The sequence below is a fragment of the Aggregatibacter actinomycetemcomitans genome, assembly GCF_023518055.1.
In the GTDB taxonomy this organism is placed as follows: Bacteria; Pseudomonadota; Gammaproteobacteria; order Enterobacterales; family Pasteurellaceae; genus Aggregatibacter; species Aggregatibacter actinomycetemcomitans.
This window is the reverse complement of sequence record NZ_CP085096.1, coordinates 537,050-561,206: the sequence shown is the minus strand read 5'-3', so window position 1 is coordinate 561,206 and position 24,157 is coordinate 537,050. Positions and strand designations below refer to the sequence as shown.

The 24,157-nt window shown below is 46.7% G+C and carries 22 protein-coding genes, 1 other RNA gene and 1 pseudogene; 16 read left to right on the top strand and 8 right to left on the bottom strand.

Annotated features, from left to right (window positions below; genetic code table 11):
• From acrB to LIN98_RS02815, 7 genes and pseudogenes are all read left to right on the top strand, one after another.
• On the top strand, positions 1-3,099 hold the full coding sequence (acrB, locus tag LIN98_RS02845; RefSeq protein ID WP_005571608.1) for a multidrug efflux RND transporter permease subunit AcrB: 3,099 nt from the start codon (positions 1-3) through the stop codon (positions 3,097-3,099).
• Positions 3,100-3,251: 152 nt separating this feature from the next.
• Positions 3,252-4,052 carry a class I SAM-dependent methyltransferase gene (locus LIN98_RS02840; protein ID WP_005544922.1) on the top strand — a complete coding sequence of 267 codons (801 nt, stop codon included), beginning with the start codon at positions 3,252-3,254 and terminating at the stop codon, positions 4,050-4,052.
• Between the two features lie 652 nt (positions 4,053-4,704).
• On the top strand, positions 4,705-5,652 hold the full coding sequence (gene corA, locus LIN98_RS02835) for a magnesium/cobalt transporter CorA (protein WP_005567086.1): 948 nt from the start codon (positions 4,705-4,707) through the stop codon (positions 5,650-5,652).
• Positions 5,653-5,667: 15 nt separating this feature from the next.
• Positions 5,668-6,228: a YggT family protein gene (locus LIN98_RS02830; RefSeq protein ID WP_005567087.1), complete on the top strand. Its 561-nt coding sequence runs from the start codon at positions 5,668-5,670 to the stop codon at positions 6,226-6,228.
• 24 nt (positions 6,229-6,252) lie between these two features.
• Positions 6,253-6,546, top strand: a complete 294-nt coding sequence (gene yggU / locus LIN98_RS02825; RefSeq protein ID WP_005567089.1) for a DUF167 family protein YggU — start codon at positions 6,253-6,255, stop codon at positions 6,544-6,546.
• 116 nt (positions 6,547-6,662) lie between these two features.
• Positions 6,663-7,322 carry an NAD(P)H-dependent oxidoreductase gene (locus tag LIN98_RS02820; RefSeq protein ID WP_005567091.1) on the top strand — a complete coding sequence of 220 codons (660 nt, stop codon included), beginning with the start codon at positions 6,663-6,665 and terminating at the stop codon, positions 7,320-7,322.
• Between the two features lie 64 nt (positions 7,323-7,386).
• Positions 7,387-9,361, top strand: a pseudogene (locus tag LIN98_RS02815) (LTA synthase family protein).
• Positions 9,362-9,530: 169 nt separating this feature from the next.
• Here the strand turns inward: LIN98_RS02815 and pgeF are convergent.
• Both pgeF and rluD read right to left on the bottom strand, forming a co-directional pair.
• A complete protein-coding gene (gene pgeF / locus LIN98_RS02810; RefSeq protein WP_005544912.1) occupies positions 9,531-10,268 on the bottom strand; it encodes a peptidoglycan editing factor PgeF in 738 nt (245 codons plus the stop codon).
• A 1-nt stretch (position 10,269) separates the two neighbouring features.
• Positions 10,270-11,244, bottom strand: a complete 975-nt coding sequence (rluD, locus tag LIN98_RS02805; RefSeq protein WP_005544910.1) for a 23S rRNA pseudouridine(1911/1915/1917) synthase RluD — start codon at positions 11,242-11,244, stop codon at positions 10,270-10,272.
• A 106-nt stretch (positions 11,245-11,350) separates the two neighbouring features.
• Between rluD and LIN98_RS02800 the strand changes: the two genes are divergently transcribed.
• Positions 11,351-12,139 carry an outer membrane protein assembly factor BamD gene (locus tag LIN98_RS02800; RefSeq protein ID WP_005544908.1) on the top strand — a complete coding sequence of 263 codons (789 nt, stop codon included), beginning with the start codon at positions 11,351-11,353 and terminating at the stop codon, positions 12,137-12,139.
• Between the two features lie 35 nt (positions 12,140-12,174).
• On the opposite strand, the gene LIN98_RS02795 is transcribed toward LIN98_RS02800, so the two are convergent.
• From LIN98_RS02795 to LIN98_RS02785, 3 genes are all read right to left on the bottom strand, one after another.
• Positions 12,175-12,750 carry a 5-formyltetrahydrofolate cyclo-ligase gene (locus LIN98_RS02795; RefSeq protein WP_005544906.1) on the bottom strand — a complete coding sequence of 192 codons (576 nt, stop codon included), beginning with the start codon at positions 12,748-12,750 and terminating at the stop codon, positions 12,175-12,177.
• 15 nt (positions 12,751-12,765) lie between these two features.
• Positions 12,766-12,949, bottom strand: a non-coding RNA gene (gene ssrS, locus LIN98_RS02790) — 6S RNA.
• A gap of 94 nt (positions 12,950-13,043) precedes the next feature.
• Positions 13,044-13,352, bottom strand: a complete 309-nt coding sequence (locus LIN98_RS02785) for a cell division protein ZapA (protein WP_005589964.1) — start codon at positions 13,350-13,352, stop codon at positions 13,044-13,046.
• Between the two features lie 176 nt (positions 13,353-13,528).
• On the opposite strand from LIN98_RS02785, the gene LIN98_RS02780 reads away from it, so the two are divergent.
• From LIN98_RS02780 to rplS, 6 genes are all read left to right on the top strand, one after another.
• On the top strand, positions 13,529-14,077 hold the full coding sequence (locus LIN98_RS02780; protein WP_249856154.1) for a YecA/YgfB family protein: 549 nt from the start codon (positions 13,529-13,531) through the stop codon (positions 14,075-14,077).
• A gap of 14 nt (positions 14,078-14,091) precedes the next feature.
• Positions 14,092-15,393 (top strand): Xaa-Pro aminopeptidase, encoded by a 1,302-nt coding sequence (pepP, locus tag LIN98_RS02775; RefSeq protein ID WP_005570227.1) that lies wholly within the window; start codon positions 14,092-14,094, stop codon positions 15,391-15,393.
• A gap of 495 nt (positions 15,394-15,888) precedes the next feature.
• The gene (gene rpsP, locus LIN98_RS02770) at positions 15,889-16,137 is read left to right on the top strand and encodes a 30S ribosomal protein S16 (protein WP_005540791.1); all 249 of its coding nucleotides are present in this window, start codon (positions 15,889-15,891) and stop codon (positions 16,135-16,137) included.
• A 25-nt stretch (positions 16,138-16,162) separates the two neighbouring features.
• The gene (gene rimM, locus LIN98_RS02765) at positions 16,163-16,690 is read left to right on the top strand and encodes a ribosome maturation factor RimM (RefSeq protein ID WP_005544897.1); all 528 of its coding nucleotides are present in this window, start codon (positions 16,163-16,165) and stop codon (positions 16,688-16,690) included.
• Between the two features lie 65 nt (positions 16,691-16,755).
• Positions 16,756-17,505 (top strand): tRNA (guanosine(37)-N1)-methyltransferase TrmD, encoded by a 750-nt coding sequence (gene trmD, locus LIN98_RS02760; protein ID WP_005544895.1) that lies wholly within the window; start codon positions 16,756-16,758, stop codon positions 17,503-17,505.
• 25 nt (positions 17,506-17,530) lie between these two features.
• Positions 17,531-17,881, top strand: a complete 351-nt coding sequence (gene rplS / locus LIN98_RS02755; protein WP_005540794.1) for a 50S ribosomal protein L19 — start codon at positions 17,531-17,533, stop codon at positions 17,879-17,881.
• Positions 17,882-17,990: 109 nt separating this feature from the next.
• Here rplS and mreD read toward each other — a convergent pair whose 3' ends face one another.
• From mreD to LIN98_RS02740, 3 genes are all read right to left on the bottom strand, one after another.
• On the bottom strand, positions 17,991-18,479 hold the full coding sequence (gene mreD, locus LIN98_RS02750) for a rod shape-determining protein MreD (protein ID WP_005544893.1): 489 nt from the start codon (positions 18,477-18,479) through the stop codon (positions 17,991-17,993).
• Positions 18,479-19,552, bottom strand: coding sequence for a rod shape-determining protein MreC (mreC, locus tag LIN98_RS02745; RefSeq protein ID WP_005540796.1), 1,074 nt, complete (start codon positions 19,550-19,552; stop codon positions 18,479-18,481). Before mreC ends, mreD begins: the two co-directional genes overlap by 1 nt.
• Positions 19,553-19,621: 69 nt before the next feature.
• Complete coding sequence (locus LIN98_RS02740; RefSeq protein WP_005540797.1) at positions 19,622-20,677, bottom strand: rod shape-determining protein; 1,056 nt, start codon at positions 20,675-20,677, stop codon at positions 19,622-19,624.
• A 249-nt stretch (positions 20,678-20,926) separates the two neighbouring features.
• Here LIN98_RS02740 and rnr point away from each other — a divergent pair, with 249 nt between their 5' ends.
• Positions 20,927-23,332, top strand: coding sequence for a ribonuclease R (gene rnr, locus LIN98_RS02735; RefSeq protein WP_050846304.1), 2,406 nt, complete (start codon positions 20,927-20,929; stop codon positions 23,330-23,332).
• On the top strand, positions 23,329-24,066 hold the full coding sequence (gene rlmB, locus LIN98_RS02730) for a 23S rRNA (guanosine(2251)-2'-O)-methyltransferase RlmB (protein ID WP_005570218.1): 738 nt from the start codon (positions 23,329-23,331) through the stop codon (positions 24,064-24,066). The genes rnr and rlmB overlap by 4 nt, the downstream gene beginning before the upstream one ends.
• Positions 24,067-24,157: the final 91 nt, after the last annotated feature.

Genomic DNA, 24,157 nt, shown 5'->3' with positions numbered 1-24,157 from the left:
ATGAAATTTACCGATATATTTATTCGACGCCCGGTACTTGCGGTTTCAATCAGCCTGTTAATTATCATTCTTGGGTTGCAGGCGATTTCCAAATTGACGGTGCGTGAATACCCTAAAATGACCACAACCGTAATTCAGGTTTCCACAGTGTATCCTGGTGCAGATGCCAACTTGATCCAGGCATTTGTAACTTCGAAGCTGGAGGAAGCGGTGGCGCAGGCAGATAACGTGGATTATATGTCTTCCTCTAGTAGCCCGAGCAGCTCTACCATTACGGTAAAAATGAAATTAAATACTGACCCGAACGCAGCACTTGCCGATGTGTTGGCGAAGGTGAACTCGGTACGTTCCGAGTTGCCAAAGGGGATAGAAGACCCGACAGTGAGCTCATCAACCGGTGGTTCGGGGATTATGTATATTAGCTTCCGCTCCGGTAAATTAGATGCCAGCCAGGTGACCGACTACATTGAACGTGTGGTAAAACCGCAGTTCTTCACCGTTGAAGGGGTGGCGAGCGTGCAAATTTTCGGGGCCTCCGAATATGCGCTGCGTATTTGGTTGGATCCGCAAAAAATGGCGGCGCAAAATCTTTCCGCGACACAAGTGATGTCCGCCTTGTCGGCAAATAACGTGCAAACGGCGGCAGGTAACGATAACGGTTTTTATGTGGTATATAAAAACAAAGTGGATACCACCACGAAATCCGTGTATGAATTAAGCAAACTTATTGTGTATTCCAGTGGCGATAAATTGGTTCGCTTACGTGATATTGCGGATATTGAATTGAATAAATCCAGCGATACCGCCCGTGCGGTGGCGAATGGTGCCGATTCGGTGGTGTTGGCGATTAATCCGACCTCTTCCGCAAACCCGTTAACCGTAGCGGAAAAAATTCTGCCGTTGTATGAAAACATTAAAAATAACCTGCCGGATGCCATTCAAACCGACATTTTGTATGACCGCACTATTGCTATCAATAACTCCATTGATGAAGTGGTGAAAACCATCATTGAAGCGACCATTATCGTATTGGTGGTGATTACCATGTTTATCGGTTCCTTCCGTGCGATTTTAATTCCGGTAATTACCATTCCGATTTCCCTTATCGGGGTAATCATGATGCTGCAAACCTTGGATTTCTCCATTAACCTGATGACTTTGCTTGCCTTGATTTTGGCGATTGGGTTGGTGGTGGATGATGCTATTGTGGTATTGGAAAACGTTGACCGTCACATTAAACTGGGCGAAACTCCATTCCGCGCAGCGATTATCGGGACCCGTGAAATTGCCGTGCCGGTGATTTCTATGACTATCGCTTTGATTGCGGTGTATTCTCCGATGGCATTGATGGGCGGGATTACCGGTACGTTATTTAAAGAGTTTGCTTTAACCCTTGCCGGAGCGGTGTTCATTTCCGGTATCGTGGCATTAACTCTGTCGCCGATGATGACCAGTAAATTACTGAAAGCACACGATCAACCAAGTAAATTGGAAGAACGTGTGAACCGCACTTTAACGAGGGTTAACAATATTTACGCATCCATTTTGGATTTAGTGATGCAAAACCGTAAATGTATGTTGGTGTTCGCTGCTATTATTTTTGCGACCCTGCCGGTGTTGTTTAAATCGCTATCCAGCGAGTTGACGCCGGCGGAAGATAAGGGCGCATTCTTGGCAATCGGTTCTGCACCTTCTAACGTGAACGTGGATTATGTGCAAGCTGCCATGGCACCGTACCAGGAAATTCTGACCAACACGCCTGAAGTGCAGTTCGCCATGACCATTTCCGGTGTGCCGAGTTCCAACCAATCTCTTAACGTAGTGACCTTAAAAGACTGGAGCGAACGTTCCAAGAGTCAGGCGCAAGTATTGGAAGAATTGAACAACAAAGCGAAATCCATTCCGGAAGTGTCCGTCAGTGGCTTCGCTTTCCCGGAAATTAACACCGGAGAACAAGGACCACCAATTGGTTTTATCATTAGTACATCACAAGGTTATAATGATTTGGCAAGTGTTGCCGGTAAATTTTTGGAAGCGATGCAAAAATCAGGTAAATTCGTTTACACGAACTTGGATTTGAAATTTGATACGGCACAAATGCACATTAAAATAGACCGTGAAAAAGCCGGTACTTACGGCATCACCATGCAACAAATCAGTGCCACATTGGGTAGTTTTCTTTCTGCAGCAACGGTTGAGCGGGTAGATATTGACGGTCGCGCCTATAAAATTATTTCACAGGTAAAACGTGAAAATCGTTTATCGCCGGAAAGCTGGAAAAATTATTATGTCAGCGCAGCCAACGGCAAATCTGTACCGTTAAGTAGCCTGGTTACTATGTCATTAGAACCGCAGCCAAGCTCATTACCACGTTTCAGCCAGTTGAACTCTGCTGTAATCAGTGCTGTGCCAATGCCGGGTTCTTCCATCGGGGATGCCATCCAATGGTTGCAAGACAACGCCCAAGAGTTATTACCACAAGGCTATAACTACGATTTTAAAGGCGAAGCGCGTCAGTTGGTACAAGAGGGCAATGCCTTAGCGGTGACCTTCGTGTTGGCGGTGGTTATCATCTTCTTGGTGCTGGCGATTCAGTTTGAATCCATTCGTGACCCATTGGTGATCATGATTTCCGTACCGCTGGCAATTAGTGGTGCGTTGTTGGCACTCAACTTCTTCGGCTTTATTGGCGTGGCGGGCAGTACCCTGAACATTTATTCGCAGGTGGGCTTGATTACGCTGGTGGGCTTGATCACCAAACACGGTATTTTGATGTGTGAAGTGGCGAAAGAAGAACAGTTAAACCACGGTAAAACCCGTATTGAAGCCATTACCGAGGCGGCGAAAGTGCGGTTGCGTCCGATTCTGATGACTACCGCTGCGATGATTGCCGGTCTTATTCCGTTGCTTTACGCAACCGGTGCCGGCGCGGTGTCCCGTTTCAGTATCGGTATCGTCATCGTTGCCGGTTTGGCAATCGGTACGCTGTTCACCTTGTTCGTGTTGCCGGTGATTTATTCTTACATCGCAAGCGAACACAAACCGGTACCGGAATTTGATGAAAACATCAAACCGATTGAAGGTGAGATAAATCATTAACCAGAATTGTTTGTAGAACCGACCGCACTTTTGAGCAATCAAAGTGCGGTTTTTTATAGCGTAAATCCTGCTCACGTTATATTTAAAAGCATATAGCATTGCAGTAAAATTCATTCTCGAAGACGACCGCACTTTTAGGAGTAGGAAAAAACATGACTATTGACGACATTGATTTTAACGAACTCTATAAACAACATCTTATCGCCTGCCATCATTACAATTTGCCATCGGAAAAATGGGATAAAAAGGCGACGAAAATGGCGGAAAATCCGGTAGGCAAAACCAGTCGTTACAATCAGCAATTGCTGCAAACCATACAGGTGCAGTCGCATGAAACCGTGCTCGACATCGGTTGCGGACCGGGCACCTTTGCCCTTCCTTTGGCGCAACAATGCCGACAGGTTTACGCGTTGGATTACAGCGTGGGGATGCTTGATGTGCTGGCGGATTATAAGCAAAAGCTGCAACTGGAAAATGTCACCTTAATTCACCGTTCCTGGGTGGAGGATTGGGCAGATGTGCCGCAGGCGGATGTGGTTTTAGCGTCGCGTTCCACTTTGGTGGATGATTTGGACGATATGATCGACAAACTTCGCACCAAAGCGAAAAAACGCGTTTATCTTACGTCTATCACACAACGGCATTTTTTAGATGAAGGGGTTTTCAGCGCCATCGGGCGCGAAGACATCGGCTTTCCGAGTTACATTTATTTGCTTAATCGGCTTTACCAAAAAGGCATTCAAGCCAATCTGAATTTCATCGAAACGGAATCCGGTCGTTTTATGGGCGAGACCTACGAGGATTTACTCAACTCCGTCGAATTTTCGTTAGGACAGTTGAGTGAAAAAGAAAAACAGGGGCTGGCGGCGTTTTATCGTCAAAAACAACAGAACAACGAACCCATTGCGCACGGACAACACAAATGGGCACTGATTTGGTGGAAGGTGGAATAAAAAAGTGCTCATAATCAAGGCCGGCTTGGTTGTTCCCCTTTTGGACCGTCGGCATAGCCGACGTTTAAAAGCGTTGCTTGTTGTGCAGTCGGTTTTTCCGGTGTTTTTTAGAGGATTATCAAACCCACCTTATGCTTATTTCGAAAATTCAATTCAACCTGTCTAAAGTCCGTACAAAAAATAGCGTGCCGGCTTTGGTGGTTGTGCATTAAATTCCATAGTATTGTCCTATGTCTGAAAGGTTTCGTTAGGAGGGCTTGTTGTAGAGAAGCCAATTTGATTTTTCAAAGCATAACGCCTTGACGAATCAGGCGTTCAGGCGTAACATTGCGCGCGATTTAGTAACAAGAGGACACACACTTTGGACAGTCACAGTCGATACCGAACGGAGTTTTCACTGTAACTATCGCCCGTCTCACTTATCGGCGATAGTTTCGCGGGTAAGTATCTTTTACCTTTCTCTTTTTCGGCATCTTTTTCGCCAAACGAAAATTTGCAAAAGATTCATCTATTACAGCTCACTTTTTTGTCGTTAGCTTTTTGTCGTTAAAAAACACGCGTAAAAACGACCGCCCTTTCGTTGTTGTCTGTAATTTATTCGTTTGATCGTTGTTCATCGCGTTGTGCATTATCCAATCGGGAGTATGACAAAATGATAAATGCCTTTGCCCTTGAAGATGCTCGTCTGGTTCGCATTGATGAAACCACCGAGCCGTTAAATACCGCCATTTGGATCGATTTACTGGAACCGACCGTGGAAGAGCGTGAAATGTTGCAGGAAAGTTTGGGTCAGAGTTTGGCATCCTTTCTGGAATTGGAAGACATCGAGGCATCTGCACGTTTTTTTGAAGACGAAGACGGTTTGCACCTGCACTCGTTCTTTTATTGTGAAGATGAAAACGATTATGCGGATTTAGCCAGCGTGGCGTTCACCATTCGCGACGGGCGTTTGTTTACCCTGCGTGATCGCGAATTACCGGCGTTCCGTTTATATCGTATGCGTTCCCGTAATCAGCGTTTAATTGAATGTAATTCCTATGAATTATTGCTGGATTTGTTTGAAACTAAAATCGAGCAGCTGGCGGATGTGATTGAAAACGTGTACGCGGATTTGGAAAAATTAAGCCGTGTGGTGTTGGACGGCACCCAAGGGGAAGCCTTCGACGAAGCCCTGGCAACCTTAACGGAACAAGAAGACACCAGTTCCAAAGTGCGTTTGTGTTTGATGGATACGCAACGTGCGTTAAGTTTTTTGGTGCGCAAAACCCGCTTACCGGCGAACCAGTTGGAGCAGGCGCGTGAAATTTTACGAGACATTGAGTCCTTACAACCGCATAATGAATCCCTGTTCCAAAAAGTGAACTTCCTACTGCAAGCCGCGATGGGTTTCATTAATATTGAGCAGAACCGCATTATTAAAATCTTCTCCGTTGTGTCGGTAATTTTTCTACCGCCGACATTGGTGGCATCCAACTACGGCATGAACTTCAGCGATATGCCGGAGCTGGGACTGAAATTTGGTTATCCGATGGCATTGGGTTTAATGGCACTGGCGGCGTTTGCGCCGTATTGGTATTTCAAACGTAAAGGCTGGTTATAATTTTAAGGAAACAGCATGAATTCAATTCAATTTCTTATTGCGACGGCAATTAGCGTATATAGCTTCATTTTAATTTTACGCACTTGGTTTCAACTGGCGGGCGTGGATTTTTATAATCCGTTATCGCAAGCCTTAGTCAAAGCCACTCAGCCGGTGGTGGTGCCGTTAAGCAAATTGGCGCCGACGGTCAAGGGAGTGAACACCGCCACTTTATTAGCGTGTTTTATTTTGGGATTGGTGAAATTCCCGTTGTTGAATCTGTTCAGCACCATCGGAGCCGCGTCCCTGTTTGAATATGCCATTATCGGCGTGTTAAGCGTGGTGCATAGTATCGGCGAAGCGATTTTTTATGTGTTGTTGGTGGGCGCTATTCTAAGCTGGTTTAATCGTGGCGCCGGTCAAACCCAATATCTTTTGTATCAATTAAGCGAACCGGTGTTACGCCTGGTTCGTAAAATCCTGCCGAATACCGGCATGATCGACTTTTCGCCGATGGTAGTGGTTTTTGTGTTGTATCTGCTTAACCGCGTGTTATACGACGTATTCGGCGGACTTTGGGTCGCCGCAGCGTTTTAAGGCAATTACTTCAAGGTCAACAACATGGCGGCAGTAGAACGAAAGGGCGCGAATTTGCGCCTGAGAATTTTCTTACAACCGAAAGCCGCCAAAAATCAGATTGTCGGATTGCATGATGACGAATTGAAAATCAGCATTACCGCCCCACCTGTAGATGGGCAGGCAAACGCCCATCTTCTCAAGTTCCTCAGTAAACTTTTCAAAGTACCGAAAAGCAGCATTGTATTGGAAAAAGGCGAACTTAATCGCCATAAACAGGTTCTAATTCCTAGTCCCAAAGTCATTCCGCCGCAAATTGAACCTTACTTAACGCCGTAAAAGTGCGGTCAAAAATGACAACGTTTTTACTGGACAGAAAACGAAATAAGCGGAAAATGAGCAGCCGAATGACAATTTATTCTTATTTCTCATTATGTTATTGAAAGGAGACTGCAATGAGCGTGACCAAACAGCAAGTATTAGACGCGTTCCATTTTCGTTGCGCCACGCGCTATTACGATCCCGCCCGCAAAATCAGCAAAGAAGATTTCGACTATATTTTAGAACTCGGACGCTTGTCGCCAAGCTCAGTAGGCTCCGAACCTTGGCAGTTTTTGGTGATCCAAAATCCTGAATTACGTCAAGCTTTAAAACCGGTGAGCTGGGGCATGGCAACCCAACTGGACGACGCCAGCCATGTGGTAGTGATTTTAGCCAATAAAAATATGCGTTATGATTCCGAAGATTTCCGTGCAAATCTTGAGCGTCGCGGCTTAACGGAGGAGCAAATTCAAACTAACATGGTAACCTACCAGCGTTTCCAAACCCAACATATAAACGTCTTAGAAAACGACCGCACTTTATTCGACTGGGCAAGCAAACAGACCTATATTGCCCTTGCCAACATGATGACCGGCGCTGCACTTATCGGCATCGACAGCTGCCCGATTGAAGGCTTTAACTATGCGGAAGTGAACCGTATTCTGGCGCAAACCGGCGCTTATAATGCGGACAAATATGCGGTTTCCGTGGCGGTAACCTTCGGCTATCGTGCCAAAGACATACGCCCGAAAGCACGCAAACCGCTTAATGAAATTGTTCATTGGATCGAATAAATTATGATGAACCCGTTCCTGCGCCAAAGCGCATGGGCGGATTTTTTGCATTTGGAGAATTGACATGTCACGTCAACTGTTTAAAACGGAAAAAATGCATTCTTTGCTGTATCCGATTTTTTTCTTTTGTCTTCTTAACCTGATTGTTTTCACCTTATCCCGTCTTGGGCTGTCTTTGTGGCAAATAGAGCGCGTCAACGCCGTCCACGGCTGGGGCGAACTGTTTTTACAAGGCTTACGTATGGACATTGTGTCCTTGTGCTACCTGTTCGGTGTGCCGGCACTATTCAGCGTATTGTTCTATCATGACAACACTTTAGGGCGTATCTGGAAAGGCATTTTACGCGTCTGGTTAACTGTCGGCAGCGTGTTCATTTTATTTATGGAACTCTCCACGCCCGCCTTCATCAATACCTACGATTACCGCCCGAACCGCCTGTTCATCGAATATTTGATTTACCCGAAAGAAGTGTTCACCATGCTGATGGAAGGGCATTTAAGTGCGGTCATTTTGAGCCTCGTTTTCACGGTAATTGCTGCGGTGGTTTATTGGAAGCTTGCCGGTCGCGCGGTGCGAGATATGCAGCAGATGAGTTGGAAATGGCGCCCGTTGGTGGCGTTATTGGTGATTGCCGTTAGTTTTCTCGGCGCCCGTTCCAGCCTGCAACATCGCGGCATTAACCCGGCGATGGTGGCATTTTCTTCCGACGCCATGGTCAATTCCTTGGTGCTGAATTCGGGCTATTCCGTGATTTATGCGGCACAGCAATTTAAAGACGAAGGCACGTCTTCCGAATCTTACGGCAAAATGGAAACGGCGGAAATGCTGGACATTATCAAGAAAAGCGGCAGCCGCCCGGTGGAGGCTTATATTTCCGATGAATTTCCGACGCTGACCCGTAATCAAGCCACTTATCAGGGCAAACCGAAAATTATCGTGATTATTCTGGAAGAAAGTTTCGGCGCGCAATTTATCGGCACCTTAGGCGGTTTGCCGCTTTCGCCGGCATTTGACAAACTGGCGCAGCAAGGCTGGCTTTTTGATAATTTATACGCCACCGGCACCCGCTCCGTACGCGGCATTGAAGCGGTGACCGCAGGCTTCACGCCAACACCGGCGCGCGCCGTGGTGAAACTGAATAACAGCCAAAACGGCTTTTTCACCTTAGCGCAATTATTAAGCCAACGGGGCTATGACACTTCCTTTATTTACGGCGGAGAAAAACACTTCGACAACATGGCGGGCTTTTTCTACGGCAACGGCTTCAAACGCATTATCGACCAAATGGATTATCAAAATCCGACCTTTACCGGCACCTGGGGCGTGAGCGACGAAGACCTGTTCACCAAAGCCAACGAGACCTTCACCCAATTACAAAAAGAAGGCAAGCCGTTCTTCAGTCTGGTGTTCAGTTCCAGCAACCATGACCCGTTTGAATTTCCAGACGGCAAAATTGAGCTTTACGAACAGCCAAAAGCCACCCGCAACAATGCGGCAAAATACGCCGATTACGCCATCGGGCATTTCTTCAAATTGGCGAAGGAATCTAATTACTGGAAAGACACCATTTTCTTGGTGATTGCCGACCACGACTCCCGCGTTGCCGGCGCCAGCCTGATGCCGATTAAACATTTCCACATCCCGGCGTTAATTCTGGGCGACGGCATTGCACCGCACCGCGATGACCGTTTGGTCAGCCAATTCGATATGCCGACCACTTTACTTTCCTTGGCGGACATCAGCGGCGATTACCCGATGATCGGCTACGACCTCACCAAACCGAACGGACCCGAACCGCGCCATCATGCAGTATGACCAAGTGCAGGCGCTCATGCGCGGCAACGACGTGGTGCTTCAGTTCCCGAAAGTGGGCGCCAAAACCTACCGCTATGACAAAACCACTGAAACCTTAACGGAAGAGGAAGTCCCGCCAGCCATGGTGAAAGAAGCCTTGGCGCACGCGCTGTTAGGCAGTTATTTGTACAAACATCGCTTATACACCACCCCGGAAATCAAACAGACGGAAGGAAAGCGTTAATGTGGAGATAAAAAGTGCGGTCGAAATTCGCGATGGATTTTGAAATTGCCGTGGGTAAATTTACCCACGGTTACGCTTGGTTCAGCCCCTTTGGGGCTGTTTTCAATTTTCTAAGGGAGAATGATTACTTAATCCAGACTAACTCATCACTTGGATCAAAATGAGGATTTTATTCCCCAATCCAAATCACCGACGCCATTCTACCTGTGGCGTTATCCCGTCGATACGAAAAGAATTTATCCGCTTCAAGGTAAGTGCAATGTTCTCCACCACTGATTTGGGTGATGCCGAGGGCGTTGAGACGTTGGGTGGCGATTTGGTATAAGTTGCCGAGGAATTTGCCGTTTTCTTTCGGATCGGCGATGAATGCCTGTTTGGCGTTGGGATCCTGCGCCACGAATTGATCGATCACCTCCTGCCCCACTTGGAACGCAGTCGGTCCGATTGCCGGTCCTAACCAGGCTAAGATTTCATCGGTCGGGCATCGGAATCGGGCGACGGTTTGTTCTAATATGCCATCACATAATCCGCGCCAACCGGCATGGGCGGCGGCGACTTCCGTGCCGTTTTGATTGGTAAATAATACGGGTAGGCAATCGGCGGTCATGACTAAACAGACTTGGTTCTGCTGGTCGGTGTAAACCGCGTCGGCATTAAGATCTTCACCCTGATAAGGCAGATTTAATACCTTGGTGCTGTGAATTTGGTTTAAGAAAACGGGCATTTGCGGCAGGTGAAACTTTTCCACCAATAAAGTGCGGTTGGTTTTCACGGCGTTTTTATCATCGCCCACATGATCGCCCAAATTGAAGCTATCATAAGGCGCAAGGCTCACACCGCTGTGGCGTAGGGTGGTGAACGCCCGAATCTGCTGCGGTGCGTTCCAGTTGGGGTTGATTGCGTGCATATTAATAATCCAGTTCGTCTTTGTGTAACACATAGTCTGCTTTCAGGGCGGTGATTAATTCCACAAAATCCTCCGGCAGCGGCGCATACCATTCCATCATTTCACCACTAATCGGGTGTTGTAGGCGTAACATTACGGCGTGCAGCGCTTGGCGTTTGAAGTTGCGTAATACGCTCATCAGCTCCTCACTTGCATTTTTCGGTGGACGAGGACGACCGCCGTAAGTTTGATCGCCGAGTAACGGGTGGGCGATATGTGCCATGTGTACGCGAATTTGGTGGGTGCGTCCGGTTTCCAAACGCAGGCGCAGACGGGTGTAATCGCGGAAGCGCTCCATAATGCGATAGTGGGTCACTGCCGGTTTGCCCATCGGGTGTACCGCCATGTGCGTGCGTTTGGTGGGGTGGCGCGCCATGGGTTCGTCCACCGTGCCGCCTTTGGTCATGATACCGCAGGCAACCGCTTCATATTCGCGGATGATTTTGCGTTTTTGCAGGTCGCGCACCAACTGGGTTTGCGCGGGAATGGTTTTCGCCACCACCATTAAGCCGGTGGTGTCTTTGTCTAAACGGTGAACGATGCCGGCGCGCGGCACTTCGGCGATGGGCGGGTAATGGTATAACAACGCATTCAGCACCGTGCCGCTCGGATTGCCGGCGCCCGGGTGAACCACCAAATCTTTCGGCTTGTTGATAACCAAAATATCGTCGTCTTCATACACGATATTTAACGGAATATTTTCCGGCTCGAAGCGGGTTTCGTCTTCAATTTCTACGGTAATTTCAATTTGCTCGTCACCGTAAACTTTACTGCGCGGCACATTTTGCACAACACCGTTAACCAACACCAGATCTTCCTCGATCCAAGTCTTTAAGCGGGAGCGGGAGTAGTCGGGGAACAATTCCGCCAGGGTTTGGTCTAAACGTTGTCCCATTTGATGCGATTGCACGGTCGCCGATAGAGTAATTTGTGCCATAAATAAAAAATCCGTTAATCAAGTTTGCTTATTTAGCAATGTCCTATACAATGTCGGGCAATTGTAACCCATTTATCATTTTTCGTAAAAATAAGGATTCTATCCAATGCGTAAACTTAAATCCTTTGCATTGCTTACTGCCATGGCGTTGGCGGTAACAGCATGTTCAAGTTCAAAACAAGATGTGGAACAAGCCCCTGAGCAAACCTTATATACTACCGGTCAAACCTATTTGCAGGATGGCGATTATTCCCAAGCCATTCGTTATTTTAATGCGGTAAGCAACCGCTTCCCGGGCAGTTCCTACGGCGAACAGGTGCAACTGAATTTAATTTACGCGTACTACAAATCTCAAGATTATAGCGAAACCTTGCTAACCATTGACCGCTTCATTCAACGTTATCCGAACAGCAGTCACTTGGATTACGCCCTTTACATGGCAGGTTTAACGAATTCCGCCTTGGGCGATAATTTCTTCCAGGATTTCTTCGGCGTGGATCGCGCTACCCGTGAAAATACCTCAATCAAAACCGCCTTTGCCAACTTTCAGAATTTAGTTAATCATTTCCCGAACAGCCCTTATACGCCGGACGCGTTGGCGCGTATGACTTACATTAAAGCCAGTCTTGCCCGTCATGAATTGGAAATTGCCAAGTTCTATTTTAAACGGGATGCCTATGTGGCGACGGCAAATCGCGTGGTGTCGATGTTAAAACTGTATCCGGACACACAAGCTACGTTGGACGCATTGCCGCTTATGAAGGAATCTTATGAAAAGATGAACTTGAAGCATTTGGCGGATCAAACGGCGAAGGTGATTGCCGCGAACGAAGGCAAGAAGTTTGACGAGCCGGAAAAACCGAAAGAGCCGGAACTTCAAGCGCCACAACAATAACAAAAAACCTCCGAATTTTCGGAGGTTTTGCTTTTTTATCCCGCCAGAATGTGTTCTAACGGCACATCCCAGCTTTCTACCGGCAACGTTTCTACCTGCTGACATTGATGCGCCAAACCCACGGCGATGAAACGATGTTGTCGGTGTTGTAACGTGCGATCATAAAACCCGCCGCCCATGCCGAGGCGATTGCCCTGTTTGTCAAACGCCACCAGCGGGGTGAAAATCATGTCTAATTGCGCCAACGGCAGCACATTTTGCACATTCAAATGCGGTTCTAAAATGCCGAATTTATTTTGTTTCATTGGGGTGTCCGGCAAATAGCGCAGAAACAATAAATGCCCGCGACAGAACGGATGTAACACCGGTAAATAAACATTTTTGCCTTGCTGCCATAATCGTTCAATGAGCGGTTGGGTGGAAATTTCGCCGTCAAAGGCAAGATAAAGTCCGATATGTTGCGCATGATGCTGTTCAATGAGCGCTAACGCCTGTTCGGTGATGTTTTTAGCGACTTGTTGCTGTTGAAGTGCGGTCAGTTTTCTGCGCGTTTTTCGCATTTGCTGACGAAGTTGTTGACGAACTGTGGCGGTTGAAGGATGTGCTTGCATAGGTATTATTTGGTAGGAGACCCCGAGGTGCCGTTGCGGGTGGTCGGTCCTTGAACCCTACGGTTCAAGGGAATTAGTTGAAATCATTTTTAGGCTTCTTAGTCGAGCTAAGCCTGCACACCAATGACAGGAAACCAATTCATAAGATTAAAAGTATCGGCTCAGGGACGTAACCCACTGGCGAACACCTCAGGAAATTCTTTTATTTAATACTACTCGAAATTACGTTTAATGACTAGCACAAATTCTTTTTCTCAGAATACTTTTAGTTATCTGAAATCACGGTGAAATTCTCAGGAATTGAACTTCGGCGCACCGATATTTTCGAGAGAATGATCCAGCGGACGCAGGATTTTATTTTTCAATACATCCTCAATTAAATGCGTTTTTTTCTGTTCCTGCATGAGTTCAAAACTTAAATTCAGGGCAACGATGGAGAGCACTTTATCCACTTGCAGAATGCCGGTGCGTTCTTTCATTTCCGACACGCGCTGATCCAATTCCCGGGCGGCGCTGCGTAATGCGTCATGTTGTTCTTCCGGGCAATTTAAACGTAACAGCTGCCCTAATACGGAGATTTCAATACTTTTCGTCGATGACATTTTTTGCCCCAAATCCATTAATCAAAATTGCGCGTATTATGCCACAGGCGGAAAAGCTTGCCAATTTCTAAACCGGTTGTGAGCGTTCGCAAATTCTCTTGAAAATCCCTGCGGAGTATTGGTCGCCTTGTGTGAAGAGTGATAAACTAAGGGCAATTTCAACAAGGATAATTTCAATGACAACAATTTCTTATCAACATCTGAATCAACAACTCCGTCAAGCTTCCATTCCGCTTTCCGCCGCCGAATTACACGGCTTTTTGAGCGGTTTAATTTGTGACGGTGTTCAGGATCAAAGCTGGCAACCGTTGCTTTACCAATTCACCAATGATAATCACGCCTATCCCATCGCACTTTTGCAGCAAATTAACGACATTTATCAGCAAATTCGTCGCCAATTAGCCGACAATGAAAGTTTTGATTTTGAGCTTTGCCTGCCGGAAACGGAAAACGTGTTCGAACAGGCAGACGGTTTAGCGGAATGGTCGAACCACTTTTTGCTCGGTTTAGGCTTGGCGCAACCGCATTTGGACAAAGAAAAAGGCGACATCGGCGAAGCGGTGGAAGATTTACGCGACATTTGCCAATTAGGCTATGATGATGAAGATGACCCGGAAGAACTGGCGCAGGCGGTGGAAGAAATCGTGGAGTATGTGCGCACCATCGCCACCTTATTTTTCACCCATTTTAATCAAACTGAAGAAAAACAACCGACTTTACATTAATATAAGGACAAACTATGGATCTCGCGTATATGGCTGCGTTACCGCCGGAAGAATTCGCGCAACGCCGGGCTAAAGTATTTGAGCAAATGCAGGACAATTCCCTGTTTTTGGTGTTTTCCAATATTGAGCGTCGTCGCAACGATGGCTGCGATTACCCGTTCCGTCAGGATAGCTATTTCTGGTATTTAACCGGCTTTAATGAGCCGAATGCCGCTTTATTATTGCGTAAACACCAAGGTGAACAACAAGCGATTATATTTTTACGCCCGTCCGATAAATTGCTGGAAATTTGGAACGGTCGCCGCCTTGGCATGGAAAATGCGCCGCAGACGCTACTAGTGGATAGTGCTTATGCTATTGAAGACTTTATTTCGCAGTTTAAAAATTTAGCGCAAAAACAGACCGCACTCTACTACGCACCGAAGCAACAACCTTGGGGCGATGCGTTGCTGGAGCAAAGTGCAGTGGAATTTTCCGGTGTTTTTAACTGGAAGTACATGCTGGGCGAAATGCGCCTGTTCAAATCGGAAAATGAAATTGCGCTGATGCAACAAGCGGGGCAAATCAGCGCGTTGGCGCACATTAAAGCCATGCAACAAACCCGTCCGAACCGTTTGGAATACGAAGTGGAAAGTGACATTTTACACGAATTTAACCGCTTCGGCGCGCGTTATCCGGCTTACAACAGCATTGTTGCGGGCGGCAAAAATGCCTGCATTTTGCACTATTCGGAAAACAATATGCCGTTGCGCGACGGCGATTTGGTGCTGATTGACGCAGGCTGTGAATTCGCCATGTACGCGGGGGATATTACCCGCACTTTCCCCGTGAACGGTAAATTCAGCGAGGCGCAAAAAGCCATTTATGACATCGTACTGCAAGCGCAAAAACGCGCCATTGAATTGTTGGTGCCCGGCAGCTCCATTGCGAAAGTGAACGAGGAAGTAATTCGCATTAAAACCGAAGGTTTGGTGCGTTTAGGTATTCTGAAAGGCGATGTGGATGAATTGATCGAACAAAAAGCCTATCGTGAATTTTATATGCACGGCTTAGGGCATTGGCTCGGCTTGGATGTGCATGATGTGGGCGAATACGGCGAAAACCGCAGTCGCACGTTGGAACCGGGCATGGTGATTACGGTGGAACCGGGTTTGTATTTATCCAAAGACGCTGATATTCCGGAGCAATACAAAGGCATCGGCATTCGCATTGAAGACGACTTACTGATTACCAACTACGGCAACAAAAACCTCACTTCCGCTGCGCCGAAAGAAATTGCCGATATTGAAAAACTGATGGCGGACACGTGCGCTTAATTGAACCAAAATTCAAGTTTTCAGCCCGAATGCGTATTGGTGTTTTTACCTTTAGAACAGGAAATTTCACAATATTAACATATCCGGCTTTGGTTTCGGTGAATATCGTTATTTGCGTTATTACGAAGGCAAAGTGGGAGTGGCTAAAATGTTGTTACTGATGCAGGTATTCAGTGGCGATCATCGGGCTTGGCTTGTCGGCAACGAATAAAATGGGGCTGCGAAAAGAGCAACTGATTAAACAGGTGTTAGGGCTGTAGAAATGACGCCTTAAAAAACACTCGGAAAAACAACCGCACTTTTTCCGCATTCATTGCAAAAAATCCTCTTCTCACCGAACCTGAACATGGATTTCAGCTTGCTTTTTATGCGAAAAAGAGTAAAATCCACAGGCTTTTTGTCTATATATACAGAGAAAAAAGTAAGTTTAACTCTCATTTAACTTTCGATATTTGAGGGTTTTCTTTTTTGTAATCAAATTATTAGAGGAAGGTTATGGTAACCATTCGTTTATCTCGTGGCGGAGCTAAAAAACGCCCATTTTACCAAATCGTTGTTGCTGACAGCCGTTCACCGCGTGACGGTCGTTTCATTGAGCGCGTTGGTTTCTTCAATCCAATCGCACAAGGTAAAGCAGAACGTGTTCGTATTGATTTAGACCGTGTTAACCACTGGGTTGGACAAGGTGCTTCATTATCCGATCGCGTCGCGAGTTTAGTAAAAGAAGTGCAAAAAGCCGCTTAATTTTACTTTTTAAGAGGTGATGAAGATGCAACAACAAAGAATCGAAACTGTCGGCAAATTAGGTTCGACTTATGGTATTCGCGGTTGGTTACGCATTTATTCATCCACAGAACAAGCTGAAAGCATTTTTGACTATCAACCTTGGTTTTTAAAAATCAAGGGACAATGGCAACCGACAGAACCGGAAAACTGGCGTCATCATAATCACGAACTGATCGTTAAATTAAAAGGCGTGGATGATCGTGAAGCGGCACAAATTCTGGCAAATGTGGAAATCGGTGTGGATTTATCGGTATTTCCGCAGTTGAAAGAAGGCGACTACTATTGGCATGATTTAATCGGTTGTACGGTGGTGAATCTGGCGGGTTATGCCATGGGAACGGTGACCGAGATGATGGAAACCGGATCCAATGATGTGTTGGTGGTCAAAGCCAACGTAAAAGATGCTTTCGGAAAACAAGAACGGTTAATTCCGTTTTTGTATGAACAAGTAGTTAAAAGAGTCGATCTCGCCACTAAGACGATTACAGTGGATTGGGACGCTGGTTTCTAATCTCAGGTATGCCGTAGCGCTTTGCGGTAACATTAACATAAGGCTCAATGAATTAAGGCTAAATTATGTGGATTGGGGTAATAAGTCTGTTCCCTGAAATGTTTAAAGCAATTACGGAATATGGGGTAACCGGCAGGGCTGTTAAGCAAGATCTGTTACAAGTGCGGTGCTGGAATCCGAGGGATTTTACGCACGATAAGCACAAAACCGTAGATGACCGCCCTTACGGCGGAGGTCCCGGAATGCTGATGGTGGTGCAACCGTTAAAGGATGCCATCGACGCAGCAAAAAAGGTAGCAGGCGAAGGCGCAAAAGTGATTTATCTCTCACCGCAAGGTCGCAAACTTGACCAGCCGGGTGTAGAGGGATTAGCCCAAAATCAGAAATTGATTTTGTTATGCGGCCGCTATGAAGGCATTGACGAACGGTTGATTGAAACCGTGGTTGATGAAGAATGGTCGGTAGGTGATTATGTATTAACCGGTGGTGAATTGCCGGCAATGACGTTAATTGATGCCGTTGCCCGTTTTATTCCTGGTGTACTCGGTAAACAGGCTTCCGCGGAGGAAGATTCCTTTGCCGAGGGATTGCTTGATTGTCCGCATTATACGCGCCCTGAAGTGCTTGACGGATTGGCCGTGCCTCCCGTGCTGATGTCAGGACACCATGAAGAAATTCGCAAATGGCGGTTGAAACAATCGTTATTGAGAACATGGTTACGACGCCCTGAGCTACTGGAAGGCCTAGCTCTGACTGACGAACAACGTAAGCTGTTAAAACAGGCGCAAGCCGAATATAACGGTAAACTCAGTTAAATCTAGGATCAAAAAGGATCAAAAAATGTCTAACATCATTAAACAACTTGAACAAGAACAGTTAAAACAAAACGTGCCTAGCTTTCGTCCGGGTGACACATTAGAAGTTAAAGTATGGGTTGTTGAAGGTAGCAAACGTCGTTTGCAAGCGTTCGAAGGCGTGGTTATTGCAGTTCGTAACCGTGGCTTGCATTCCGCATTTACCTTACGCAAAATTTCCAACGGGGTTGGTGTTGAACGGGTATTCCAAACTCACTCTCCGGCTGTTGACAGCATCGTTGTGAAACGTAAAGGTGCTGTGCGTAAAGCGAAACTTTACTACCTGCGTGAACGTTCAGGCAAATCTGCCCGTATCAAAGAACGTTTGGGTGAATAATTTACAAACTAAAAAAGGCTTGGGAATTCCAAGCCTTTTTCGTTACATAGCTACATAAAATGCGGCCATAAAAAAATGCGTTTTAACGCCGAATTGTTATTTCAATTCGTTAATCAATTCCCAACCGGTAGCGGACCTTTCTTAATAATAAAAACATCCACGGCCAGAGCATGCCACTGATTAAGGCACCGAAAATTTCCTGCCAATTAAAGCTGGCGTCGTGCAGGAGTGATTCGATAAAGAAAATACTTAAACGAACGGCAAACACTAATGCCACAACTAACAAACTTTGCATCCATAAGGAAAGGTTACGCAGAATCAGGTGGTAGGTAGTGATTAAATAAGCAGAAACGGAAAGAACCAATGCGTGAATGCCAAGGGTTGAACCAAGTACCATGTCCCAAATGATACCGATAATGAATGCCTGACCGATGTTGACTCTATGTGGAATAGATAATGTCCAGTAAGTGAAAACCAACACGATCCATGTCGGTTTAAAACTTTGAAAACCCACAGGCCAAGGCGCAATTTCCATCACCAAGGCGATGATAAAAATCGTGCTTAATACGAAACATTGAAAAATAAAACGACCTTCCATTAATTTTCTTCTCTCTGTGGTTGTTCGCTCGGAATAACCGGTGCAGGTGCATTATTTTCTCCCGAAGTATCGGGCGCTGTTTCCGGTTGGGGATCTTCCGGCGTATCAGTAGGCGTATTTAGCGTCTCATTATTCTCAGTCGGTACCACAGCTTTTTTCACTTTATTGGCTTCGCTACCTTGATTTTCTAAACGTTGCTGCACTGCTTTGCGGACCTCTTCCGGCGTGATGGATTTCGCTTTACGCATATCTTCATTCGTTGGCCAGAGTAAAAGTACATAGCGTAATTTATCAATGGATGCCAAAGGCTTTGCCGTGACGGTGGCGAAGTAATTTTGTCCGTCGCGGGAGATTGACTCTACAACGGCAACAGGGTAGCCCTCTAAAAAGCGTCCACCTAGCCCTGACGTTACCAATAAATCACCTTTTTCAATATCTACCGAACGGGGCACGTTATCCAGCGTCAGTTCGTCGCTATGCCCGGTTCCACTGGCGATCAGGCGCACATCGTTACGCAATACCTGTACCGGAATGGCATGGGTTACATCGGTAACCAACAGCACGCGGCTGGTATTTTCACCGACAGAAATAATTTGTCCTACCACGCCTTTTTCATCAATGATAGGTTGTCCTACATAAGCACCGTCTTTCTGCCCTTGATTAATCACCACCTGCTGGCGGTAAACGTCCATTTCAGCGGTAAGCACTTCGGCAATTTTTTTATATTCGTCAATGCGTAGGGGCGAATTGAGTAGCAAACGTAAACGTTGGTTTTCCACTTTAAGCTGATCAAGCAATAACAAATCGGCATTTTTTTCGCGTAGCTGCGTTTTTAAGACTTTATTTTCGATTTGCAGCTTGTTGGTATCCACCAAATTGTCGGACACACCGTCCAGTACGGTACGCGGCGTATTGGCTAAATAATAAAGCCCGCCCACCGCCGTTTCAAGAAAACCACGGGTTTGAATCATGGCTGCGGTTTGACCGTCGGAGAGGATTAAACCGATAGAGGCGGTGACCGCAAAAAAAAGTTTTAATCCTAAGGGAGGGGTTTTACCGAATATGGGTTTCATTCTGTTTAATCCGGGCTAAATAAAAGTGCGGTTAAAATTCACCGCACTTTTCGTTGAGTTTAGCTTAAATTAAATTTCATCACTGAAAATATCGCCGCCGTGCATATCGATCATATCCAGTGCTTCGCCACCACCACGTGCCACACAGGTTAACGGTTCTTCTGCAACGATAGTCGGTACGCCGGACTCTTTGGCTAATAACACATCGATGTTACGTAACAACGCACCGCCGCCGGTTAGCACCATGCCGCGTTCAAAAATATCGGCGGCGTGTTCCGGTTGGCATTCTTCAAGCGCCGTGCGTACGGCGGCAACGATGCCGCTAAGCGGTTGACGAATCGCTTCTAACACATCACGGGAACTTAGCGTAATGGAACGTGGCGCCCCTTCGGCAATGTTAGAACCGTGAATTTCCATTTCTTTGATTTCATCGTCTTCCTGAATGTAGGCGATACCGATTTCTTTTTTGATTCGTTCGGCGGTTTGTTCGCCGATAATGGAACCGAAGGTTTTGCGGATATAAGACACAATGGCTTCATCAAAACGGTCACCACCGATGCGTACGGAAGAAGAATAGACGATACCGTTTAAGGAAATAATCGCCACTTCGGTGGTACCGCCGCCGATATCGATCACCATGGAACCGGTTGCAGTGGAAACCGGCAATTTCGCACCGATTGCCGCCGCCATCGGTTCTTCGATTAAATATACTTCGCGGGCGCCGGCACCGATTGCGGATTCTTTAATGGCGCGACGTTCTACTTGGGTGGCGCCTGCCGGTACGCAAATTAATACGCGTGGGCTCGGACGCATGAAATTGCCGCTGTGCACTTGTTTAATGAAATACTGCAACATTTTTTCGGTGACGAAGAAGTCGGCGATAACCCCGTCTTTCATCGGGCGGATGGCTTCAATGCTTTTTGGCGTACGGCCCAACATTTGTTTCGCTTCTTTACCGACGGCGGCAATACTTTTTAGGGAACCGCTGCGATCGCGGCGAATGGCTACTACGGAAGGTTCGTCAAGGACAATGCCCTGACCTTTTACATAAATAAGTGTGTTTGCCGTACCCAGGTCGATGGAAAGATCGTTAGAAAACAGACCGCGAATTTTTTTAAATAGCATAGGAATTCCGTTTAGCTGAATTGAATAAAGAATGCTCACATTTGAGCGTCAAAAAAATTGTACTAAATGTACCAAAAAATGCAGGGTTATAACAGAAAATTTTGTATAAATAAGGTAAAAAAATCTGTGCAAAACCTTTACGTTCAAGGTTTCTTAAAGGTCAGCGGCACGCGTTTGTCATATCATTTCCCTTGCTTTAGTCAAAACAGGGTGTAAACTGACCGCACTTTATTTGATTGATGAAAAATTATGGCGAAAAAACACAATAAATCCCCTTTGCAGGATCCGAATTACGCAAAGGAATTGGCGAAATATGACAACCCGATTCCGAGCCGCGAATTTATCCTGCAAATTATCCGCAAGCAAAACTCCCCCATGAGCAAAGAAGAGATTTTTGCAGCCCTGGCGATTTCCAACGATGAACAACAGGAAGCCATGCGCCGCCGTTTACGCGCCATGGAAAACGACGGGCAACTGGTGTTTACCAAGCGTAAACGCTATGCTTTGCCGGAAAAACTGGATTTGCTCAAAGGCATGGTTATCGGGCATCGGGAGGGTTTCGGCTTTTTGCAGGTGGAAGGGAAAAAAGAGGATTTTTTCATTCCGAATGTGCAAATGCAAAAAGTTATGCACGGTGATTACGTACTGGCCCAAGCCAACGGATTTGACCGTAAAGGTCGCCCTGAGGTGCGCATCGTGCGTTTATTGGAGGCGAACAAAAAGCAAATTGTCGGTCGCTTTTTCTTAGAACAGGGCATCGGTTATGTGGTGCCTGATGACAGCCGTATTACACGCGATATTTTAATCCCCGACGAAGCCCGCCTTGGCGCGCGCATGGGGCAGGTTGTGGTGGTGGAACTGAACCCGCGCACCGCCCCGTTCTTCCAGCCGATCGGTAAAATTACCGAAATCCTCGGCGATAACATGGCAAAAGGGATGGAAGTGGAAATTGCCATTCGCAAGCATGACATTCCTCACGCGTTCCCAAGTGCGGTGGAAAAACAACTTAAAAAATGGCAGGAAGAGGTGCCGGAAGAGGCAAAACGCGGGCGCGTGGATTTGCGCGATTTGCCGCTGGTGACCATTGATGGCGAAGATGCCCGCGATTTTGACGACGCCGTATTCTGCCAAAAACAAGGCAAAGGCTGGAAACTGTGGGTGGCGATTGCCGATGTGAGCTATTACGTTCGACCGAAAAGCGCCTTGGATCAGGAAGCGTATAATCGAGGCAACTCTGTGTATTTCCCGAATCGGGTGGTGCCGATGTTGCCGGAAAAGCTCTCCAACGGGCTATGTTCCTTAAATCCGCAGGTGGATCGGCTGTGCATGGTGTGTGAAATGACGCTTTCCGCTAAAGGCAAAATGACGGACTACCGATTTTACGAAGCGGTGATGAACTCACACGCCCGTTTAACCTACAACAAAGTCGCAAAAATACTAGAAAAAGACACCGCACTTTACGAGCGTTACGCGCCTTTAGTACCGCATTTACAAGAACTTCACGATATGTATCGGGCGCTGGTGAAAGCCCGTCAGCAGCGGGGCGCCATCGAATTTGAAACCATCGAAAGTAAATTTATTTTTAATGCGTTGGGGCGTATTGAACGTATCGAGCCGGTAGTGCGCAACGATGCCCATAAAATCATTGAAGAATGTATGATTCTGGCGAATATTGCCGCCGCCAATTTTATGGAGAAAAATCAGGAACCGGCGCTGTATCGCATTCATGCGTTGCCGGGGGAAGAAAAACTTACGGCGTTTCGCAGTTTCTTGGCGGAATGTGGCTTAACGCTGGGCGGTGGCAATAAACCGACGCCGATGGATTATGCCGCGTTGCTGGAACAAATCCAAACGCGCCCCGATCGCGAATTAATTCAAACCATGTTATTGCGCTCCATGAGCCAGGCGGTGTATAGCGCCGATAATATCGGACATTTCGGCTTGGCATTGAGCGAATACGCACATTTTACGTCGCCGATCCGCCGTTATCCCGATTTAACTTTACACCGCAGTATCAAATACTTATTGGCGAAAAAGAAAGGTTCCAAACGTAAAACCACCGACACCGGCGGTTATCATTATCAGCTTGACGAAATGGATGTCTGCGGCGTCCATTGTTCCACCACGGAACGTCGTGCCGATGACGCCACCCGGGAAGTGGCGGATTGGCTGAAATGCGAATATATGCAGGATCATGTGGGTGAAGAATTTGACGGCGTGATTTCCTCCGTCACCGGTTTTGGCTTTTTCGTCCGCTTAAACGACTTATTTATTGACGGCTTGGTACATATTTCCGGGCTGGCGAACGATTATTATTTGTTCGATATGCCGAAACAGCGTCTTATCGGTGAAAATAGCGGCATGATTTTCCGTATCGGCGATGTGGTGAAAGTGCGGGTGGACGCGGTGAATCTGGAACAAAAACAAATTGATTTTGCCCTGATTGACAGTGAACGTAAACCAAGACGCAGTGGCAAAACGGCGAGAACCAAAGCGAAGAAAGCCGAAACCGAAGCCTCTAAAAAGTCAGCGAAAAAGCAACCCGTTGAAAAGAAAAAAACGAAACCACAGAAAAGTGCGGTCAAAAATAATGGCGTTTCTAAAACGAACCCGCAAGCCGCAGCTAAGAATAAGAAGGCGAAGAACAAAGCATGAGTGAAACCATTTATGGCATCCACGCCGTTAAGGCGTTTGTGACCCATTATCCGGAGCGTTTAATTGAAGTCTGGGCGCTAAAAGGACGCGATGATCAACGTTTGCAACCGTTAATTAATGAAATTCAGCGTTTGGGGATTTCTGTTCAATTTTTAAACCGCCAAACGCTGGATAAAAAAGCCGAAGGCGAAGTGCATCAAGGTATTATTGCGCGCGTGCATTCCTTACCGGAATTAAACGAGCATGATTTGGATCGTTTGCTGGAACAGCAAAATACGCCTTTATTGTTGGTATTGGACGGCGTGACGGATCCGCATAACTTGGGTGCCTGTCTGCGTACTGCCGATGCAGCGGGCGTGAATGCGGTGATTGTGCCGAAAGATAAATCGGCGCAATTGAATTCCACCGCGCGTAAAGTGGCGTGCGGTGCGGCGGAAAATGTGCCGCTTATTCGTGTGACCAACCTTGCCCGCACCTTGCGTGAATTGCAGAAACGGCATAATGTGTGGGTTGTCGGCACCGCGGGCGAAACTACGGAAACGCTGTATCAAACCAAACTGACCGGCGCATTAGCCCTGGTGATGGGCGCGGAAGGCGAGGGAATGCGTCGTTTAACCCGCGAACACTGCGACCAATTAATCAGCATTCCAATGATGGGTTCCGTTTCTTCTCTCAATGTTTCCGTTGCCACCGGCGTGTGTTTATTTGAAATCGTGCGGCAGAGCTTAAAATAATGCCATCCAGCGTGAATAAGACGGAAACCTTTTCGTCTTATCGTTTCATATTCTCCTCAAAAAACACCTTGAAAAACAACCGCACTTTTTC

What these genes read in the sequence shown, in the direction of transcription:
- LIN98_RS02740 (WP_005540797.1), bottom strand. Translation starts at nt 20,677, where the DNA reads ATGCTATTTAAAAAAATTCGCGGTCTGTTTTCTAACGATCTTTCCATC.
- pepP (WP_005570227.1), top strand. Translation starts at nt 14,092, where the DNA reads ATGGATCTCGCGTATATGGCTGCGTTACCGCCGGAAGAATTCGCGCAA.
- LIN98_RS02820 (WP_005567091.1), top strand. Translation starts at nt 6,663, where the DNA reads ATGAGCGTGACCAAACAGCAAGTATTAGACGCGTTCCATTTTCGTTGC.
- LIN98_RS02800 (WP_005544908.1), top strand. Translation starts at nt 11,351, where the DNA reads ATGCGTAAACTTAAATCCTTTGCATTGCTTACTGCCATGGCGTTGGCG.
- trmD (WP_005544895.1), top strand. Translation starts at nt 16,756, where the DNA reads ATGTGGATTGGGGTAATAAGTCTGTTCCCTGAAATGTTTAAAGCAATT.
- mreD (WP_005544893.1), bottom strand. Translation starts at nt 18,479, where the DNA reads ATGGAAGGTCGTTTTATTTTTCAATGTTTCGTATTAAGCACGATTTTT.
- rpsP (WP_005540791.1), top strand. Translation starts at nt 15,889, where the DNA reads ATGGTAACCATTCGTTTATCTCGTGGCGGAGCTAAAAAACGCCCATTT.
- LIN98_RS02780 (WP_249856154.1), top strand. Translation starts at nt 13,529, where the DNA reads ATGACAACAATTTCTTATCAACATCTGAATCAACAACTCCGTCAAGCT.
- rluD (WP_005544910.1), bottom strand. Translation starts at nt 11,244, where the DNA reads ATGGCACAAATTACTCTATCGGCGACCGTGCAATCGCATCAAATGGGA.
- rlmB (WP_005570218.1), top strand. Translation starts at nt 23,329, where the DNA reads ATGAGTGAAACCATTTATGGCATCCACGCCGTTAAGGCGTTTGTGACC.
- LIN98_RS02795 (WP_005544906.1), bottom strand. Translation starts at nt 12,750, where the DNA reads ATGCAAGCACATCCTTCAACCGCCACAGTTCGTCAACAACTTCGTCAG.
- LIN98_RS02785 (WP_005589964.1), bottom strand. Translation starts at nt 13,352, where the DNA reads ATGTCATCGACGAAAAGTATTGAAATCTCCGTATTAGGGCAGCTGTTA.
- pgeF (WP_005544912.1), bottom strand. Translation starts at nt 10,268, where the DNA reads ATGCACGCAATCAACCCCAACTGGAACGCACCGCAGCAGATTCGGGCG.
- LIN98_RS02840 (WP_005544922.1), top strand. Translation starts at nt 3,252, where the DNA reads ATGACTATTGACGACATTGATTTTAACGAACTCTATAAACAACATCTT.
- yggU (WP_005567089.1), top strand. Translation starts at nt 6,253, where the DNA reads ATGGCGGCAGTAGAACGAAAGGGCGCGAATTTGCGCCTGAGAATTTTC.
- rplS (WP_005540794.1), top strand. Translation starts at nt 17,531, where the DNA reads ATGTCTAACATCATTAAACAACTTGAACAAGAACAGTTAAAACAAAAC.
- corA (WP_005567086.1), top strand. Translation starts at nt 4,705, where the DNA reads ATGATAAATGCCTTTGCCCTTGAAGATGCTCGTCTGGTTCGCATTGAT.
- mreC (WP_005540796.1), bottom strand. Translation starts at nt 19,552, where the DNA reads ATGAAACCCATATTCGGTAAAACCCCTCCCTTAGGATTAAAACTTTTT.
- acrB (WP_005571608.1), top strand. Translation starts at nt 1, where the DNA reads ATGAAATTTACCGATATATTTATTCGACGCCCGGTACTTGCGGTTTCA.
- rimM (WP_005544897.1), top strand. Translation starts at nt 16,163, where the DNA reads ATGCAACAACAAAGAATCGAAACTGTCGGCAAATTAGGTTCGACTTAT.
- LIN98_RS02830 (WP_005567087.1), top strand. Translation starts at nt 5,668, where the DNA reads ATGAATTCAATTCAATTTCTTATTGCGACGGCAATTAGCGTATATAGC.
- rnr (WP_050846304.1), top strand. Translation starts at nt 20,927, where the DNA reads ATGGCGAAAAAACACAATAAATCCCCTTTGCAGGATCCGAATTACGCA.